Annotated in this window: 21 protein-coding genes; 14 read left to right on the top strand and 7 right to left on the bottom strand. The window is 47.2% G+C overall.

Annotated elements, in window-relative coordinates; genetic code table 11:
- Positions 1–16: 16 nt before the first annotated feature.
- Both ABFV83_RS00250 and ABFV83_RS00255 read right to left on the bottom strand, forming a co-directional pair.
- Entirely contained in the window at positions 17–574 is a 558-nt protein-coding gene (locus ABFV83_RS00250) for an ATP-binding protein (protein WP_349946781.1), read from the bottom strand.
- Positions 575–585: 11 nt separating this feature from the next.
- On the bottom strand, positions 586–1,080 hold the full coding sequence (locus ABFV83_RS00255) for an NAD(P)H-dependent oxidoreductase subunit E (RefSeq protein ID WP_349946783.1): 495 nt from the start codon (positions 1,078–1,080) through the stop codon (positions 586–588).
- A gap of 209 nt (positions 1,081–1,289) precedes the next feature.
- Here ABFV83_RS00255 and ABFV83_RS00260 point away from each other — a divergent pair, with 209 nt between their 5' ends.
- The 9 genes from ABFV83_RS00260 (at position 1,290) to ABFV83_RS00300 (ending at position 7,981) form a co-directional block, all read left to right on the top strand.
- Positions 1,290–1,640 carry a DRTGG domain-containing protein gene (locus tag ABFV83_RS00260; RefSeq protein WP_349946785.1) on the top strand — a complete coding sequence of 117 codons (351 nt, stop codon included), beginning with the start codon at positions 1,290–1,292 and terminating at the stop codon, positions 1,638–1,640.
- The gene (locus tag ABFV83_RS00265) at positions 1,637–2,059 is read left to right on the top strand and encodes an ATP-binding protein (RefSeq protein ID WP_349946787.1); all 423 of its coding nucleotides are present in this window, start codon (positions 1,637–1,639) and stop codon (positions 2,057–2,059) included. Before ABFV83_RS00260 ends, ABFV83_RS00265 begins: the two co-directional genes overlap by 4 nt.
- A gap of 67 nt (positions 2,060–2,126) precedes the next feature.
- On the top strand, positions 2,127–3,539 hold the full coding sequence (locus ABFV83_RS00270) for a [Fe-Fe] hydrogenase large subunit C-terminal domain-containing protein (RefSeq protein WP_349946789.1): 1,413 nt from the start codon (positions 2,127–2,129) through the stop codon (positions 3,537–3,539).
- A complete protein-coding gene (locus tag ABFV83_RS00275; protein WP_349946790.1) occupies positions 3,517–3,867 on the top strand; it encodes a hypothetical protein in 351 nt (116 codons plus the stop codon). The genes ABFV83_RS00270 and ABFV83_RS00275 overlap by 23 nt, the downstream gene beginning before the upstream one ends.
- Positions 3,848–4,564 carry a PHP domain-containing protein gene (locus tag ABFV83_RS00280; protein ID WP_349946792.1) on the top strand — a complete coding sequence of 239 codons (717 nt, stop codon included), beginning with the start codon at positions 3,848–3,850 and terminating at the stop codon, positions 4,562–4,564. Before ABFV83_RS00275 ends, ABFV83_RS00280 begins: the two co-directional genes overlap by 20 nt.
- Positions 4,565–4,729: 165 nt before the next feature.
- On the top strand, positions 4,730–5,689 hold the full coding sequence (locus tag ABFV83_RS00285; RefSeq protein ID WP_349946793.1) for a polysaccharide deacetylase family protein: 960 nt from the start codon (positions 4,730–4,732) through the stop codon (positions 5,687–5,689).
- 263 nt (positions 5,690–5,952) lie between these two features.
- The gene (locus ABFV83_RS00290) at positions 5,953–6,387 is read left to right on the top strand and encodes a GntR family transcriptional regulator (RefSeq protein ID WP_349946795.1); all 435 of its coding nucleotides are present in this window, start codon (positions 5,953–5,955) and stop codon (positions 6,385–6,387) included.
- Positions 6,384–7,091 (top strand): ABC transporter ATP-binding protein, encoded by a 708-nt coding sequence (locus ABFV83_RS00295; RefSeq protein WP_349946797.1) that lies wholly within the window; start codon positions 6,384–6,386, stop codon positions 7,089–7,091. The genes ABFV83_RS00290 and ABFV83_RS00295 overlap by 4 nt, the downstream gene beginning before the upstream one ends.
- A 17-nt stretch (positions 7,092–7,108) precedes the next feature.
- Positions 7,109–7,981, top strand: coding sequence for a hypothetical protein (locus ABFV83_RS00300; protein WP_349946799.1), 873 nt, complete (start codon positions 7,109–7,111; stop codon positions 7,979–7,981).
- Between the two features lie 388 nt (positions 7,982–8,369).
- On the opposite strand, the gene ABFV83_RS00305 is transcribed toward ABFV83_RS00300, so the two are convergent.
- From ABFV83_RS00305 to ABFV83_RS00315, 3 genes are read right to left on the bottom strand one after another with little or no spacing between them, the layout of a single operon-like run.
- On the bottom strand, positions 8,370–9,575 hold the full coding sequence (locus ABFV83_RS00305; RefSeq protein WP_349946800.1) for a class I SAM-dependent rRNA methyltransferase: 1,206 nt from the start codon (positions 9,573–9,575) through the stop codon (positions 8,370–8,372).
- 14 nt (positions 9,576–9,589) lie between these two features.
- On the bottom strand, positions 9,590–10,111 hold the full coding sequence (locus tag ABFV83_RS00310; RefSeq protein ID WP_349946802.1) for a hypothetical protein: 522 nt from the start codon (positions 10,109–10,111) through the stop codon (positions 9,590–9,592).
- Positions 10,108–10,539: a DUF4430 domain-containing protein gene (locus tag ABFV83_RS00315; protein ID WP_349946804.1), complete on the bottom strand. Its 432-nt coding sequence runs from the start codon at positions 10,537–10,539 to the stop codon at positions 10,108–10,110. The genes ABFV83_RS00310 and ABFV83_RS00315 overlap by 4 nt, the downstream gene beginning before the upstream one ends.
- A 211-nt stretch (positions 10,540–10,750) precedes the next feature.
- Between ABFV83_RS00315 and ABFV83_RS00320 the strand changes: the two genes are divergently transcribed.
- The 5 genes from ABFV83_RS00320 to ABFV83_RS00340 all read left to right on the top strand — a co-directional run bounded on the left by ABFV83_RS00320 (position 10,751) and on the right by ABFV83_RS00340 (position 14,386).
- The gene (locus tag ABFV83_RS00320) at positions 10,751–11,368 is read left to right on the top strand and encodes a hypothetical protein (protein WP_349946805.1); all 618 of its coding nucleotides are present in this window, start codon (positions 10,751–10,753) and stop codon (positions 11,366–11,368) included.
- 71 nt (positions 11,369–11,439) lie between these two features.
- Entirely contained in the window at positions 11,440–12,048 is a 609-nt protein-coding gene (hisH, locus tag ABFV83_RS00325) for an imidazole glycerol phosphate synthase subunit HisH (RefSeq protein WP_349946807.1), read from the top strand.
- Between the two features lie 11 nt (positions 12,049–12,059).
- Positions 12,060–12,821 (top strand): imidazole glycerol phosphate synthase subunit HisF, encoded by a 762-nt coding sequence (gene hisF, locus ABFV83_RS00330; protein ID WP_349946809.1) that lies wholly within the window; start codon positions 12,060–12,062, stop codon positions 12,819–12,821.
- A gap of 38 nt (positions 12,822–12,859) precedes the next feature.
- Entirely contained in the window at positions 12,860–13,534 is a 675-nt protein-coding gene (gene ung / locus ABFV83_RS00335; protein WP_349946810.1) for a uracil-DNA glycosylase, read from the top strand.
- Between the two features lie 18 nt (positions 13,535–13,552).
- Entirely contained in the window at positions 13,553–14,386 is an 834-nt protein-coding gene (locus tag ABFV83_RS00340; protein WP_349946812.1) for an undecaprenyl-diphosphate phosphatase, read from the top strand.
- A 66-nt stretch (positions 14,387–14,452) separates the two neighbouring features.
- On the opposite strand, the gene ABFV83_RS00345 is transcribed toward ABFV83_RS00340, so the two are convergent.
- The gene (locus ABFV83_RS00345; protein WP_349946814.1) at positions 14,453–14,722 is read right to left on the bottom strand and encodes an HPr family phosphocarrier protein; all 270 of its coding nucleotides are present in this window, start codon (positions 14,720–14,722) and stop codon (positions 14,453–14,455) included.
- A 278-nt stretch (positions 14,723–15,000) separates the two neighbouring features.
- On the bottom strand, positions 15,001–16,029 hold the full coding sequence (locus tag ABFV83_RS00350; protein ID WP_349946815.1) for a 3-deoxy-7-phosphoheptulonate synthase: 1,029 nt from the start codon (positions 16,027–16,029) through the stop codon (positions 15,001–15,003).
- Positions 16,030–16,193 lie beyond the last annotated feature (164 nt).

The following is a 16,193-nucleotide window of genomic DNA, read 5'->3' on the forward strand; positions in this document are numbered from 1 at the left end:
CTTTGATCCGACGGGCCTAAATGGCCGCGCCTCCGTCTGTTTCCAATTTGTTTTCACTGAGATATTCCTTTATGTAAACCGATACTTCTGGGGTATCAAAGGGGATATCTCCTAAAATCTCGCGGAAGTTTCTGGTATCCAGCTCAAATGACGCTTGGTTGTAACGATAGATATAGAGAAAGTCTGTGTCCGGATGACAGGTGATAAGGGTTTCAATGGTACTGTTTATATCACCAAGGGGCATGCGGTCGATATGGGATAGTCCAAAAACAGCGGTTACCACTGTTCCGGTTCCCGGCTCTGACTCAATGGAAAAACTTCCGCCTGTGCTTTCCGCCGCATATTTGAAAAACGGAATGCCAAGGCCCACCTTTCTGGTTTTTCTGGTGGTAAAAAAGGGATCGGTCACCTGATGTACCTGTTCCTTTGTCATGCCGCAGCCGTTGTCTTTAATGGTGGCAATCAGCTTATCTGCCGCAGAATCAACGGATACAAGAATGGTAACCAGGGCAGCCCCTGCCCGTGTGGAGTTTTCCGCCACATCCAGAATATTTAAAGAAATCTCTGTCATCATAAGCGTAATTTTTATTCGTACTTAGCAAGAATATCAGGAACATCGTCAGCGGTCAGCCTGCCGTAGACCTCTCCGTTCACCATCATGACGGGAGCCAGGCCGCAGGCACCTACACAGCGGCAGGAATCAAGGGAGTACTTTCCATCCGGTGTGCATTCACCGTTGGTAATTCCAAGGATTTCTTCAATCTTATGGAAGATGTCTCCGGAACCCTTTACATAACATGCAGTTCCAAGACAGACGGATATCTGGTACTTGCCCTTTGGCTGAAGTGCGAACTGGGCATAGAATGTTGCAACACCATAAATTTTCTCAAGCGGTATGCCCGTTTCATCAGAAATTATGGTCTGGACTTCAATTGGAAGATAGCCATAAATCTCCTGTGCCTTTTGCATGATAGGCATGAGAGATCCCTTTGTGTCTCTTAGCAGGGCGATTGCTTCTTTTAAAGCAGCTTCCTGCTCCTTTGTCCCATTAAACTGGACGCCTTGTTTTTTACAAGCCATTTGATAACCTCCTTAAATGTTGCTTATGCAATGTATCTGATATTTTACCATGTTATTGAGAAAAAATCTATAGTTTAATCAATATTCGACAAAAAAATAACAATCCTTCCGTGTAATATTTCTATACCTGACGTGCTATTTATGATATAATGATCAAAAATGATATGAATTGCGTGAATTGAGTGAATGAAGGAAAGGGGAGCGTTAATATGACAGTAAAAGATGTGAGAGATATACTTGGTGCCCGGGTGCTGGCAGGAGAGGACCATCTGGATGAGGAGGTCCGGAGTGCCTGCGGATCTGATATGATGAGCGATGTTCTGGCGTTTTCCAAGGATCATTCAGTTCTTCTTACGGGACTTTGCAATCCCCAGGTGATCCGTACGGCGGAGATGCTTGACATTGTCTGTATCGTGTTTGTCAGAGGCAAGATGCCGGATGAGTCAATGCTTTTGATGGCGGAGGAGCGGGGTCTCATTATTCTGTCTACCGGGCACCGCATGTTCTCGGCCTGTGGCATGCTTTATGAGGCAGGGCTCCATGGAGGTGCTGTTTCATGACGGATATGATAACGTTTCACTACAGGATTTCTCCTGATGATTTTACAAGGGCGGGAGAAGCCAGCAGTGATGTAAAGAGTAAGCTGAAAAAGATGGGGGTCACCCCGGAAGCTGTGCGCAAGGTGGCCATTGCCATGTATGAAGGGGAGATCAACATGGTAATCCACGCGCATGGAGGAGAAATAACCGTTAACATAACTCCGGACCGGATCGAGATGATCCTGGCTGATGTGGGCCCCGGAATACCGGATATCGGTTTAGCCATGCAGGCAGGATATTCCACTGCGCCGGACGCGGTGCGTTCCCTGGGCTTTGGAGCCGGAATGGGGCTTCCGAATATGAAAAAGTATTCGGATGAGATGGAGATCGATACGGTAATCGGAAAAGGAACGACCATTTGTATGGTGGTGTATATATGAGAACCTTCTTCTTTTAAAGAAGCGCCGCCAGAGGGCGTGGGCGATAACATGGAAACGAGGTAAAAAGGTGGATAAATTTTATCATTCCGTAAGGCTTGACGAGGAGCTTTGCATGGGGTGCATCAACTGCATCAAGCGGTGCCCTACCCAGGCCATCAGGGTGAGAAACGGGAAGGCACAGATCAACAGTAAATTCTGCATTGACTGCGGCGAGTGCATCAGGGTATGTCCTCACCATGCAAAACATGCCACATATGACAAGCTGGAGGCTATGAAACAGTATGAATATACGGTAGCATTGCCGCCGCCATCCCTGTACAGCCAGTTTAATAATCTGGATGATGTGAATATTGTCTTAAATGCCCTTCTCATGATGGGATTTGATGATGTATTTGAAGTAAGTGCCGCGGCGGAGCTGGTAAGCGAGGCAACCAGGGAGTATTTAAGTGAAAATCCGGACAAACTTCCGGCCATCAGCACCGCCTGCCCTTCTGTGGTGAGGCTCATCCGGGTCCGGTTTCCAAACCTGATTCCAAATCTGCTGCCCTTAATTCCTCCGGTGGAGGTGGCTGCCATTCTTGCGGCCAGGAAAGCCATGGAAAAAACCGGACTTGAAAGGGATAAGATCGGAATCATTTTCATTTCCCCCTGTCCCTCCAAGGTCACCTATGTAAAGTCCCCTCTGGGTACGGAGCACAGTGAGGTGGATAAGGTATTTGCCATAAAGGATTTATATCCCCAGCTTTTGCCCTGCATGAAGGCGGTGGGAGATGATCCGCCGGAGATCGGGACCTCAGGTAAAATCGGAGTCAGCTGGGGGCGCAGCGGCGGAGAGGCAAGCGGCCTGTTTACTGAAGATTACCTGGCAGCAGACGGCATTGAAAATGTTATCCGGGTCCTTGAGGATATGGAGGACCAGAAATTTACGAATCTGAAATTTGTGGAGCTGAGCGCCTGCAACGGCGGCTGCGTGGGCGGTGTGCTCACGGTGGAAAACCCGTATGTAGCAGAGGTAAAGCTGAAACGGCTCCGGAAGTACATGCCTGTGGCAAGAAACCATATGCATGCAGAGGCAGAGGAACTGGTGAAGTGGACCAAGGCGGTTCAATATGAACCGGTGTTTAATTTAGGTGAGACCATGATGGAAAGCTTTGCACGGCTTAACCAGGTGGAAAGACTTTTAAAGAAGCTTCCCGGCTTAGACTGCGGCTCCTGTGGGGCGCCCACCTGCAAGGCCCTTGCTGAGGACATCGTGCGGGGAGAGGCAGTGGAATCGGACTGCGTCTATTTCCTCAGGGACAATGTGCATAAGCTGTCGGAGGAGGTTTCCAGACTGGCGGCCGGTATCGTGGAAGGCGACAGGGACAGTTATGAGAAATTCAAAGTCATGACAAAGTACATTGAGAGAATTTCTGATGAAATGACTCAGCTTGACAGAAAAGAGGGGAGAAAACGAAATGACGGTAAAAGAATTGATTGACAGCAATTTATTTGAAGTGATAAATGCAGGAGAAGAGCTTGACCGTGAGATAAAAAAGCCGTTTTGCTGTGATTTATTAAGCATTGCAATGGGAAGAGCAGAAGAGGGGTGCGCATGGGTAACGGTGATGGGAAACATAAACACCCTTGCAGTAGCCTCCCTTGCCGACGCCGCCTGCGTGATCATGGCAGAGGGAACTGCTCTTGACGAAGCGGCTGTAAAAAAGGCGGCAGACCAGGAGATCACGGTTTTAAAAACAGAGCTGCCCATCTTTGAGGCTGCCCTGCTGATCTATCAAAGGCTGCCTCATGATGAACTTAACCTATGATCTTCATATTCATTCTTGCTTATCACCGTGCGGGGATGATGATATGACACCGGCAAATATTGTGGGAATGGCCGCCTTAAAAGGACTTGACGTGATCGCGGTGACGGATCACAATTCTTGCAAAAATTGTCCGGCTGTACTGCATTTTGCAAAGGAATACGGGATTGTTGCCCTGCCGGGTATGGAGGTCTGTACATCGGAGGAGGTACATGCGGTATGTCTGTTTTCTGATCTTGAAAAGGCCATGGAGTTTGATGCGTTCGTCTATGAACGGCTGATGGCATTTCCCAATAATGAGGAAATATTTGGAAAGCAGCAGATATATAATAAGGAAGATGTCCTATGCGGAACAGTGCCAAATCTTCTTATTAACAGTGTGGACATCTCTTTTGACCGGTTATGGGGTCTGGCCCGGTCTTATGGAGGCGTCATGTTTCCGGCTCATATTGACAAATCCGCCAACAGCCTGATCTCCAACTTAGGCTTTGTGCCTCCTGACAGTCAGTTTGCCACGGCGGAGGTAAAAGACCTTAAAAAGCTTCATGAACTTAGGAAAAACAACCCTTATCTGGAGGGCTGCCGGATCATCAGCAATTCTGATGCCCATTATTTGGAGGACATTCATGAGCCTGGGCTGACAATCCAGGCAGAAGAAAAAAGCATGGAGGCAGTGGTCCGGGCGCTTTTGCATCATTAGACTTTTTTTATTTAAGTTTAGAAATTTTCTTCCAATTTCTTCCTGTTTCCTGTATAGTAGTGGTTAGTATCCGTAATAACACCCTGCGGATATACCTGTACACCCAATAAAGCGGGTGGTCCTGCTTTAAAAGCATGGGCAAAATGGGGAAAGGAGAGATGCAGCATGAAAAAACTATTACAATGGGGCTTCGGCCTGATGACCGTGGCACTTGTGACAGCGTTCGTACCAGCGACACCGTTTCCTTCCATGGCGGATGAAGCGGCGTCGGGCCAGGAGGCAACGGAAGTACGGAATGGCTGGATAGATGAAAACCTGGGCCCTGGTGTAGCCAGGTGGGTAGATGGAGATGGAAATATTTCAGAGCAGCCGGGAAAGCAGGAGGAAGACGGGACTGGTGGTGAGAGCCAAAGCAGCGTGGAAACCCAGGACGCAAATGCCGGAACTGCAGCAGAGGGGCAGCAGGAAGCCGCTTCAGAGGAAAGCCAGGAGCAGGCGCAGACAGGACGCCAGATCGACCCTTCAAGGCCCATGGTAGCTCTGACCTTTGATGACGGGCCTTTTGCTCCCGTGGGAAATCAGATTATGGATTGTCTGGCCCAGTACGGTGGAAAGGCCACGTTTTTCGTGGTAGGCAGCCGGGTTTCCTCTTATGGGGCGGAACTGCAGCGCATGGTTGCGGAAGGGCATGAAATCGGCAATCACACTTATGAGCACAAAAATCTGACCAAATTAAGCGGAGCCCAGATCCAGAGTCAGATCAACCTTTGCAATGACGCGGTACAAGCTGCCAGCGGCGTTAAGCCTGCCCTGGTAAGAACACCGGGAGGAGCCAAAAATGGCACGGTTCTTGCAAATGTACATGCTCCTGTGATTATGTGGAGCATTGATACACGGGACTGGAAGACGCGGAATGCTAGTAAGACGGTAAATGCGGTAATGAGCCAGGTGCGGGATGGGGATATCGTTCTGATGCATGAGCTTTATTCCCAGAGCGGAGCGGCTGCCCTTGAAATTATTCCCAGACTTACAGAGGCAGGTTACCAGCTTGTCACGGTAAGCGAGATGGCCGCGCTCCGGGGAGGAGTTGCCCCAGGCGGAGTTTATTTTCACTTTTATCCATAAAGGATGAAGGAGCTCCAGAGATTTTAACCGAATCAAGTAGGGTCGCGGATTGCGAATATCCGCTTGACTAAGGAACTGAAAATGTTTGAGCATCCCTGTGTGGGGTGTTCAAACATTTTTTTATTCACGGTAAAAACCAATTTGATTTTTTAAATGCCCACATAGTCATCAGCCTGATCCATGAAGGGAGTATGCAATAAACAAGTTTTGGAAATAGTTTGAAAAGCAATATTAAAAAAATTATTGACAAATACGCAGAATAATTGTATTATTGTATTAACCGATTAGTACAACAATACAATAATACAAAAGGAGGCGGTATTATGATCTGGAAACTGACCGATGACCGGCCGATTTGGATACAACTTGTTGATCAGCTCACTTTGCGCATCGTATCCGGCGTATATGCTTCCGGCGCGGCTGTGCCAACGGTACGGGCCCTGGCCGGCGAGGCGGGGGTTAATCCCAACACGATGCAGCGTGCGCTGGCAGAGTTAGAGAGCAGGGGGCTGGTGGAAACGCGCCGCACAGCAGGGCGGCTGGTTACAGAGGATTTATCACTTATCCGCAGTGTGCGGGAGGAGCTTGCCTATGGGCGAATGGAGGAATTTCTTGCGTCCATGCGTGCCCTGGGCTATACCGATGAACAAACCCGCCAGCTGCTTGCAGCATGGGATAAAAAGGAGGAACATTTATGAATCAGGAACTCATTACTGCGCGCGGCCTGACTAAAATTTACGGCTCAAAGCCCGCGCTGGACCATATTGATCTGACGGTAGGACGTGGCCGCATTGTCGGCCTTCTGGGTCCAAACGGCTCAGGCAAGACCACCTTTATCAAGCTATTATGCGGACTCTTGCAGCCCACATCCGGTACGCTGGAGATAAACGGCAATGTCCCCGGCGTGGAGACCAAGACAGTTATTTCTTACCTGCCGGACCGCATGTATTTTGCCGACTGGATGAAGGCCTGTGACCTGACCGACTTTTTTGCCGATTTTTATATAGATTTTGACCGTACAAAGGCATTGGAAATGTTCGGGGCTCTTGGCATCCGGCCAAGTGACCGGCTAAAGACCATGTCTAAGGGGACGAAAGAAAAGGTGCAGCTTGCACTCATCATGAGCCGTAAGGCGCAGCTTTATCTGCTTGACGAACCGATCGGCGGCGTTGACCCGGCTGCACGTGACTTCATCCTGAATACGATTCTGACCAACTATAACGAAAATGGCACGGTTATGCTGTCCACACACCTGATTTCTGACATTGAGCGTGTGCTGGATGAGGCTATTTTCCTGCAAAACGGCAAGGTTGTGCGCCACGATACCGTGGATAACATCCGTGAACAGGAAGGCAAGTCAGTGGATCAGCTGTTCCGCGAAATCTTCGCGTACGGAAGCTGAGAAAAGGAGGAAGTAAGATGTTTGGCAAACTTTGTAAATACGAATTTAAATCCATTGTGCGCACGCTTGCGCCAATTTATCTGGCGGTTATCGTCATATCCATTCTTAATGCGTTTATGGGCGTAGGCTCGCTGGTCAACGGCTATTATAACAACCTGATGTCTGGCTTAAACTTTGGCAGCGGCCTTATGGGGCTGATTCAGTCGGTCTCTGTGATTGCCTACTTCGGCGTTCTGATTGCGATGAGTGTACTGACGCTGATCATTGTCATTCAGAGGTTTTATAAAGGACTTCTGTGCGATGAAGGCTATTTGATGTTTACCCTGCCGGTGAAACCCTGGCAGCTGATCGCAGCAAAGGGTACGGTAGCATTTGTGATGTCCCTGGCCAGCTTCCTGACGGCCATGGTATCCATTTTTATACTGGTGCTGGGCACCGCAGGTACTTCCAAGGTTTTTGCAGCATTGACCGATCCTCAGGTTTTGGATGTTATCAACAGCGGGTTAGCTCAGGTTCCATCCTGGCCGCTACTTGTGTTTGAGATGATTATTCTGGCTATCACCGGTGGGCTGGTAAAGCTTTACCACATGTACTTTTCCATGGCACTGGGCCATCTGGCAAACAAGTACCGAGTGATGATGTCTGTTGTAGCTTTTATTGTAATATCTATGATTTTTAGCTTTATTAACGGCTTGTTGATGATCATAATGGCAAATATACCATCCTTTCAGGCGTTCATCAACAGGATTGATACCATGCCTGACGTACAGGGGATTTCCTTAGTCATGCATTTGACCTTCATTGGTTCGGCTATTTACAACGTAATTCTGCTTGTAATATTCTTTTTCGGCACGGAGCGCATCTTGTCAAAGCGCCTTAATCTGGAGTAATTAAAAAAGTCTGAACATAAAAGCAGCAAAAGAGAGTGCCCATTAGCCAGTGACATTAAGCTAAAGGATTTATAAAATTCAACAATCAAAAATCCTGCCTCGCAATTAACTAAAAAATTAATTGTGAGGTGTTTTTTATGATTTGGATCCATTCGAACCCTTGATTCAGGAATGACAGCAAGGGGCACCTGTTATAAAAAAATGAAGGAGGCCGGCCCGCTGTTTTTGGAAAAAAAGGGATGATAATAAGAGGTACAAAATTGGGGAATAAGGTGATGGCAATATGCAAGTAATTGGTCGAGGGTATCCCAAAAGTTAAATTTAAAAATACTTTTGGGATACCCTCGGCCGATTGATTCAGAATGATAGAAGATATGATGAAATCCGTTTATTTCTCATCACAAACCTGAAAAATATAAAATTTCAGGTAATAAGAGGTTTCATCGCCTGCCCACAGAATGGGATGATCCGCTGCCTGTGTCCGGTATTCTACCTGGCGGAGCCGTTTGTGGACGTTAGCGGCTGCCTCCCGGATGGTTTTGGTGAAAAGTTCGGGGGTCATGAAATGGGAGCAGGAGCAGGTGGCTAAATAACCGCCGTCCCTGACCAGTTTCATGCCGCGAAGATTGATTTCACGGTAGCCTTTTACCGCATTTTTCACGGAGTTCCTGGATTTGGTGAAGGCAGGAGGATCCAGAATCACCACATCAAAGGTTTCCCCTTCTTTTTCCAGCCTGGGAAGAAGTTCAAAAACATCGGCACACTGAAAATCTACCCGGTCAGACAGGCCGTTTAATGCAGCATTTTCTTTTGCCTGGGCGACACCAAGCTCAGAGGCATCCACGCCAAGGACCTCCCTGGCTCCGGCAATGCCGGCATTTAAAGCAAAGGAACCGGTGTGAGTAAAGCAGTCTAAGACCCGCTTGTCCTTACATAAGCGCTGAATGGCAAGACGGTTGTATTTCTGGTCAAGGAAAAATCCGGTCTTCTGGCCTTCCTGGACGTCAACCAGGTATTTAACACCATTTTCTGTGATTTCCACTTTCGTGTCAAAGGAAGGTCCGATGAAGCCCTTAAAGCGCTCCATGCCCTCCTGGAGGCGGACCTTGGCGTCGCTTCTCTCGTAAACACCACGGATTTTTATTCCGTCTTCTTCCAGAACCTTTTTCAGCTTTTCCAGAATTACAGGCTTTAACCGGTCAATGCCAAGGGCCAGGGATTCCACTACAAGGACATCGTCGAACTTGTCCACCACGATGCCGGGAAGGAAGTCGGCCTCACCGAAGATGAGACGGCAGCTGGAGGTATCCACAGTGGCTTTGCGGTATTCCCAGGCGTTGCGGACCCGCATTTCAAGGAAGCTTTCGTTTATTGTTGTATCTTTTTTCCGGGACATGATGCGGACAGTTAACTTAGAATTGGTATTGATGAAGCCATGGCCCAGGAAATAGCCGTCAAAGTCCTCTACAGATACCATATCACCGTTGGTATAATCACCGGTGATGGTATCGATTTCATTATCATAGATCCACAGGCCGCCGGCTTTTAATGAACGGCCTTCTCCTTTTTTTAATCTTACGGTTGCTGATTCCATAAGCATACACTCCTTTATTGATGAGATTGACCTCGTTTCAGCGAGGTGAGCAGCCGGTACAACGGCTGGAACAAAATGAGGGACAGAAAGAAATTCCCTGTTCCGTGGATGATATCGTATGGAATTCCTGCAGCCCACCAGGTCAGGGCTGCACCGGGGCCTCCTGCAAGGAAGTAGAACCCGGAGCAGAATAATCCAAACAACATTCCAAAGATTCCGGAAACCAGGGATATGCCAAATGTCTTTGGCGTTTTGTTTTTGTAAATCAAAAATACGGCGGCCGGGAGAATGGGCCACACATACAGATAGGAAAACCACCAGAGGCCGAAGCCGTAGACCAACCCTTCCAATACAACAAACACGTATAGGATGAGCCATACGTGTTTTCGGAATACGAGGGTGTATAAAATTAGAAGCAGGGATACCAGTTCAATGTTGGGAAGCCAGGACAAACTTACCTGGCTGACAAATAAAAGGGCTGAAAGCAGTGCGTCTAATACCAGCTCCCTGGTGGTAAACAGGGGATGGTTTTTCATGATTTTTTTGTTTCCTCAGAGGACAGGGTGTATTGAAAGGTATAGCGCTCTCCATCCTTGATGGCCTGCTGGCTCACTCCATAATTGCAAGGTTCTCCGTTGCAGAGAAGAGCCCAGTAAGCGCTGTCCTTTTTGTAGTCTGCCCGTTTTCCATTAATTGTAGTGACCATCAGGCCAAGTTCTTCGGAAGTGGTTCCATCGATTTGAAGGTTTGGTATGGATTTTAGCGCTTCTGAGAGAAACTGCGCTTCTGTAGTTATCTGGTAATGGTCCGTAACTCCGTTATCATATACCACTTCAATGGAAATGCTTTTTGGCCCGGCCATTGGAACCGGTTTTGTCAGGGTATATACGACCAACAGAAGTGCCAGGACCGCAATGGCGGCGCAGCCTCCCAAAAAGGGAGAAAGCCTTTTAAACTTATTCATAATCTGCTGACTTCCTTTTTTATTATTTGCCTCCTATTGAATCAAGAGGATATGAATCAAGAGGGTATGCAAGCATTCCTGAATCTGACTAAATGCTTGCATTAGTATAGCATATATCCATGGCAGGCCGCAAGAACAGAATTTCCATCTTTTCTTAAAATACCCTTTGATGTATAATAAATGGGTATTGTTTGGGAAAGAAGGTGGATAGATGACTGTGAATGAGCAGATTTTAGAGGAAATAGCAGCTTGCGAAAAGCTTTTGATCGGAATCGGAGAGGAATGGAAGGCAGAGGGAATACCGGATATGGGAAGTCTTTATGAGAAGATGAACGGACTCATAAAGGACAAGGATTATTTTATTGTAACCACAGTTACCGATGGAGAGATACTGGGATCCCCTCTGGAACAGGGCCGGCTGGTAGCTCCCTGCGGGAACGAGACATGGAGGCAGTGTTCCAAATCCTGTACAAAAGATATCTGGGAGCCGGGTGAGATTCCCCAGGATGTCTGTCCCCATTGCGGGGAACCTCTTACGGGTAATACCATAGAGGCAGAGGATTACATAGAAGAGGGATACCTTCCCCAGTGGAAGGCATATACCACGTGGCTGGCAGGAACTCTTAATAAAAAGCTGCTGGTTTTGGAACTGGGGGCAGGCTTTAAGACTCCTACGGTCATCCGCTGGCCCTTTGAGAAAACCGTGTCCATAAACAATAAGGCCCATATGTACCGGATTCACCGGAAGTTTGCCCAGCTGCCGGAAACTGTAAAGGGAAAGGCTGACGCTGTTTTAGAGAATTCTACGGAATTCTTTCGGAAATTATAGCCTTATTTTGCGTTGTACATTACACGTTACTGTGTTAAAATGTTGGAAAAAGGCGTAAAGAGGTGACGGCTATGATTGCGATAATCGACTACGATGCTGGAAACTTAAAAAGTGTGGAGAAAGCCCTGACCGCTCTGGGAGAAAAACCGGTGGTAACCAGGGAAAAGGAAATCCTCCTTTCTGCGGATAAGGTGATTCTTCCGGGTGTTGGTTCCTTTGGCGATGCCATGGAAAAGCTTCATCAGTATGAGCTGGTGGATGTGATCCATCAGGTGGTTTCAAAAGGAACGCCTTTACTGGGGATATGCCTGGGACTTCAGCTTTTCTTTGAAAGCAGCGGAGAGTGCGAAGGGGTCAGGGGACTTTCCCTGCTTCCGGGTAAGATTGTAAGATTTCCGCAGACGCCGGGGCTTAAAGTTCCTCACATGGGCTGGAACCGTCTGGATATAAAGCCTGATGCAAGACTTTTTAAAGGGATTGATTCCGGGGCATATGTGTATTTTGTCCATTCATATTATTTAGAGGCGGGACGGGAATCTGATGTGGCCGCATCTGCAGTCTATGGAATCAGGTTCGGGGCATCGGTGGAACGGGAAAATCTTTTTGCCTGCCAGTTCCATCCGGAGAAAAGCGGCGATACTGGGTTAAAGATTCTGAAAAATTTTATTGAATTGACTTAAGGAGGTGCCGGATGCTTACGAAGAGGATCATTCCATGCCTGGATGTAATGGACGGAAGAGTGGTAAAGGGTGTTAATTTCGTGAATTTAAAGGATGCCGGGGATCCGGTGGAGATTGCTGCGGCTTATGATAAGGCCGGTGCCGATGAGCTGGTATTTCTTGATATCACCGCATCCTCTGATCACCGGAATACGGTGGTGGATATGGTGCGCCGGGTGGCGGAAAAGGTATTTATCCCCTTTACTGTTGGCGGAGGGATCCGTACGGTGGAGGATTTTAAAATGCTCTTGAGGGAAGGCGCGGATAAGATATCCATTAATTCCTCAGCCATCAACACCCCCCAGCTGATCTCCGAGGCAGCAGGCAAGTTCGGGCGCCAATGCGTGGTGGTTGCCATTGATGCCAGAAGGCGGATCGATGGAAGGGGCTGGAACGTATATAAGAACGGAGGCCGGATCGATACCGGGCTGGATGCGGTGGAATGGGCCATGAAGGCAGACTGCCTTGGAGCAGGAGAGATCCTGCTTACCAGCATGGATTGTGACGGAACAAAGGCCGGATACGATGATGAGCTGAACCGCATCATAGCAGAGAATGTTTCCGTGCCCGTGATCGCTTCAGGCGGTGCAGGCACTATGGAGGATTTCCATCACGCTCTGACATACGGAAAGGTAGATGCAGCTTTGGCGGCATCCCTGTTCCATTACAAGGAGCTTGAGATCATGGAATTAAAACGGTATTTAAAGGCCATGGAAGTACCGGTGAGGATTTAAGGATAAAAGTAAAACAAGGAAAATGCAAAGGAGAAAAAATGGGAGCAATTGAGAACGACTGGCTGGAACCCTTAAGCGGAGAGTTTAAAAAGCCATATTACAGGGAACTTTATCAGAAGGTGAAGCATGAATATGAAATGACCCAGGTCTTTCCGGACCCAAACGACATTTTTAATGCATTTCAGTTCACCCCCCTTTCCAATGTAAAGGTAGTGATTTTAGGGCAGGATCCTTATCATAATAATGGGCAGGCCCACGGGCTGTGTTTTTCCGTAAAGCCTGATGTGGATATTCCCCCGTCCCTGGTGAATATTTATCAGGAGCTGCGGGAAGATTTAGGCTGTGAGATTCCTAATAATGGATATTTAAAAAAATGGGCTGACCAGGGGGTCATGCTCCTTAATACGGTGCTTACCGTGCGCGCCCATGCGGCCAATTCCCATCAGGGGATCGGATGGGAGACCTTTACGGATGCTGCCATAAAGATTTTAAATGAACAGGACCGGCCCATGGTATTCCTTTTATGGGGACGTCCGGCTCAGAATAAGAAGGTGATGCTCACAAACCCCAGGCACCTGATTTTAGAGGCGCCTCATCCCAGCCCTCTTTCCGCTTACCGTGGATTTTTCGGATGTAAACACTTTAGCAGAACCAATGCTTATTTAAAGGAAAATGGGCTTAAGCCTATTGACTGGCAGATTGAAAATATTTAAAAAGACAGGGGAAAAGGAATGAATATCATTGAGATTTTAAAAGTAATTGTTCTTGGAATTGTGGAGGGCTTTACAGAGTGGCTTCCCATAAGCAGTACAGGGCATATGATCCTGGTGGATGAAATCATACACCTAAATCAGCCGACCGCCTTTAAAAACATGTTTTTGGTGGTAATCCAGCTGGGGGCGATCCTGGCAGTTCTGGTTCTGTATTTTGATAAGCTCAACCCCTTTTCAACCAGGAAGAAACCGGCCCAGAATCAGGCGACCCTGATTCTCTGGTCAAAGATTATTTTAGCCTGTATTCCGGCTGCAGTAATCGGGGTCCTGGTAGATGATATCCTTGATGAGTATCTGATGAACGGCTATGTGGTGGCAGCTACCCTGATCCTCTATGGTGTGTTGTTTATCATCATAGAGAACCGGAACCAGTACCGGAGTTTTGATGTGCAGAAGGTGGGGGATATTTCGTACCAGACAGCTCTTTGGATCGGCTTGTTTCAGCTTCTGGCCCTGATTCCGGGCACCTCCCGTTCCGGCGCTACTATTCTCGGAGCCATGATCCTGGGATGTTCCCGGGCAGCTTCAGCAGAGTTTTCCTTTTTCCTGGGAATCCCGGTGATGTTCGGAGCCAGCCTTTTAAAGGTTGTGAAATATGGATTGAATTTTACCGGTCCTCAGATATTCTATCTGATATTAGGCATGGTGGTGGCTTTTGTGGTTTCTATCTATTCTATTAAGTTCCTGATGGGATATATCAGACAGCATGATTTTAAATTCTTTGGATATTACAGAATTGTATTGGGCGCAGTGGTGCTTGTGTATTTTATCATTACGGCAATTCTTGGTTAAGGAAATAATGAAAAGAGAGTTGATAATCAGCGTTATGCTAATATCAACTCTCTTTTGGATGATAATTCATGAAGGTTCCTTTCTGGCGGATAATGGCTGAAACAGCATTTCAATCCGTCCTTCGGCGGCCTGTTCATCAATGCCGTCGAAATTAAACTGTAAATTCCGGTTCTGCGTGTTAACCCCTTTTTTCATCTCATCGTAGTCCTTGACATTTACCTTTGTTAAGCCATAGTCAATATAAATATCACAGTCAAAGGAATTAGCGACTTTGATTAAGAGTGCGAGAGGGATAGGGGGGTAACGCAGCTGGATATCGACTTCAATGGTCCGCATACCCATACCTCCTTTTCCAGGCGGCCGGATCAGACCGGCATGAACGTGTCAACAACTACATAGAGGTTTATAGAGGTACCAACAGAATGAAGATTCATTTCACTAACTGCAATTATATTTTACCATTTCTTATTGGAAAAACAAGAGAAAATTGAAAAATAATTAAAAAATGGGACGAATACTAACAACAATCAGGGGATAAAAGGAAAAATAAGCAAAATAAAATACCAGAAACAGTAAAAGATGTTTCTGGCATGATCTTAAATTAAGATGAGATTTTATGCATTTTCAGCGATTTCATATATCAGACGTTCGGAATCTTCCCAGCCCAGACAAGGATCGGTAATGGATTTTCCGTAGCAGTGTTCTCCTACCTTCTGGCTGCCCGGCTCGATGTAGCTTTCAATCATTAAGCCCTTAACCAGAGCACGTATTTCAGGTGAATGCTTTCTGCTGTGAAGGACTTCCTTGGAAATACGAATCTGTTCCCTGTATTTTTTGTTGGAATTGGAGTGGTTGGTATCCACGATGCAGGCCGGGTTCAGCAGATTGCGGCGGCTGTACATCTCATGGAGACGGAATAAGTCTTCAAAATGGTAGTTGGGGATGCACTGGCCGTGTTTGTTGACAGCGCCCCTTAAAATGGTATGAGACAGTGGATTACCGTTGCTTCTTACTTCCCAGCCCCTATAGGTAAAATCATGGGCCTGCTGTGCGGCCACAACGGAATTGAGCATAACGGAAAGATCACCGCTGGTAGGATTTTTCATGCCAACGGCAACGTCACAGGCGCTGGAGGTCAGCCGGTGCTGCTGGTTTTCCACGGAACGGGCGCCAATGGCAATGTAGGACATAATATCATCAAGGTATCCCAGGTTTTCCGGATAAAGCATCTCATCGGCTGTGGATAAACCGGTTTCTAAGAATACCTTCATGTGCATTTTGCGGATAGCGATCAGGCCTTCCTTAAGGTCCGGTTTCTTTTCCGGGTCAGGCTGGTGAAGCATTCCTTTGTATCCTTCGCCGGTGGTCCTTGGCTTGTTGGTATAGATCCTGGGGATGATGATCAGACGGTCTTTTGTTTTTTCCTGTACCTTAACAAGACGGCTTACATAATCGGAAACAGACTCTTCGTTGTCGGCGGAGCAGGGACCAATGATAACAAGGAATTTGTCGCTTTTCCCGGTAAGTACGCTTCTGATGGCCTGGTCTCGCTCTGTTTTGAGTACTTTTGCTTCTGGTGAAATTGGAAATTGTTCTTTGATCTCTTCCGGGCTCGGCAGATTGCTAATGTATTGAAATCCCATAATATCCTCCTGTGTATGTGCTTATTCTGTGTTTTTTCAGTTGATTATATAACAGAATGCAGGAAAAATCCAGCATTCATCGAAAATTTGGCAATGTGCTTCCCTAAAGTGTTTCTTTTTAACGAAAAATGGTGTATGATTGCATGGAATGAAAAGAGGAAGGA

It is taken from the genome of Lacrimispora sp. BS-2 (assembly GCF_040207125.1).
Classification (GTDB): Bacteria; Bacillota; Clostridia; order Lachnospirales; family Lachnospiraceae; genus Lacrimispora.

Bases quoted from the DNA above. Each gene is read 5' to 3' on its own strand.
- ABFV83_RS00250 (WP_349946781.1), bottom strand. From the start codon at position 574: ATGATGACAGAGATTTCTTTAAATATTCTGGATGTGGCGGAAAACTCC.
- ABFV83_RS00255 (WP_349946783.1), bottom strand. From the start codon at position 1,080: ATGGCTTGTAAAAAACAAGGCGTCCAGTTTAATGGGACAAAGGAGCAG.
- ABFV83_RS00260 (WP_349946785.1), top strand. From the start codon at position 1,290: ATGACAGTAAAAGATGTGAGAGATATACTTGGTGCCCGGGTGCTGGCA.
- ABFV83_RS00265 (WP_349946787.1), top strand. From the start codon at position 1,637: ATGACGGATATGATAACGTTTCACTACAGGATTTCTCCTGATGATTTT.
- ABFV83_RS00275 (WP_349946790.1), top strand. From the start codon at position 3,517: ATGACGGTAAAAGAATTGATTGACAGCAATTTATTTGAAGTGATAAAT.
- ABFV83_RS00280 (WP_349946792.1), top strand. From the start codon at position 3,848: ATGATGAACTTAACCTATGATCTTCATATTCATTCTTGCTTATCACCG.
- ABFV83_RS00285 (WP_349946793.1), top strand. From the start codon at position 4,730: ATGAAAAAACTATTACAATGGGGCTTCGGCCTGATGACCGTGGCACTT.
- ABFV83_RS00295 (WP_349946797.1), top strand. From the start codon at position 6,384: ATGAATCAGGAACTCATTACTGCGCGCGGCCTGACTAAAATTTACGGC.
- ABFV83_RS00300 (WP_349946799.1), top strand. From the start codon at position 7,109: ATGTTTGGCAAACTTTGTAAATACGAATTTAAATCCATTGTGCGCACG.
- ABFV83_RS00305 (WP_349946800.1), bottom strand. From the start codon at position 9,575: ATGGAATCAGCAACCGTAAGATTAAAAAAAGGAGAAGGCCGTTCATTA.
- ABFV83_RS00310 (WP_349946802.1), bottom strand. From the start codon at position 10,111: ATGAAAAACCATCCCCTGTTTACCACCAGGGAGCTGGTATTAGACGCA.
- ABFV83_RS00315 (WP_349946804.1), bottom strand. From the start codon at position 10,539: ATGAATAAGTTTAAAAGGCTTTCTCCCTTTTTGGGAGGCTGCGCCGCC.
- ABFV83_RS00320 (WP_349946805.1), top strand. From the start codon at position 10,751: ATGACTGTGAATGAGCAGATTTTAGAGGAAATAGCAGCTTGCGAAAAG.
- hisH (WP_349946807.1), top strand. From the start codon at position 11,440: ATGATTGCGATAATCGACTACGATGCTGGAAACTTAAAAAGTGTGGAG.
- hisF (WP_349946809.1), top strand. From the start codon at position 12,060: ATGCTTACGAAGAGGATCATTCCATGCCTGGATGTAATGGACGGAAGA.
- ung (WP_349946810.1), top strand. From the start codon at position 12,860: ATGGGAGCAATTGAGAACGACTGGCTGGAACCCTTAAGCGGAGAGTTT.
- ABFV83_RS00340 (WP_349946812.1), top strand. From the start codon at position 13,553: ATGAATATCATTGAGATTTTAAAAGTAATTGTTCTTGGAATTGTGGAG.
- ABFV83_RS00345 (WP_349946814.1), bottom strand. From the start codon at position 14,722: ATGCGGACCATTGAAGTCGATATCCAGCTGCGTTACCCCCCTATCCCT.
- ABFV83_RS00350 (WP_349946815.1), bottom strand. From the start codon at position 16,029: ATGGGATTTCAATACATTAGCAATCTGCCGAGCCCGGAAGAGATCAAA.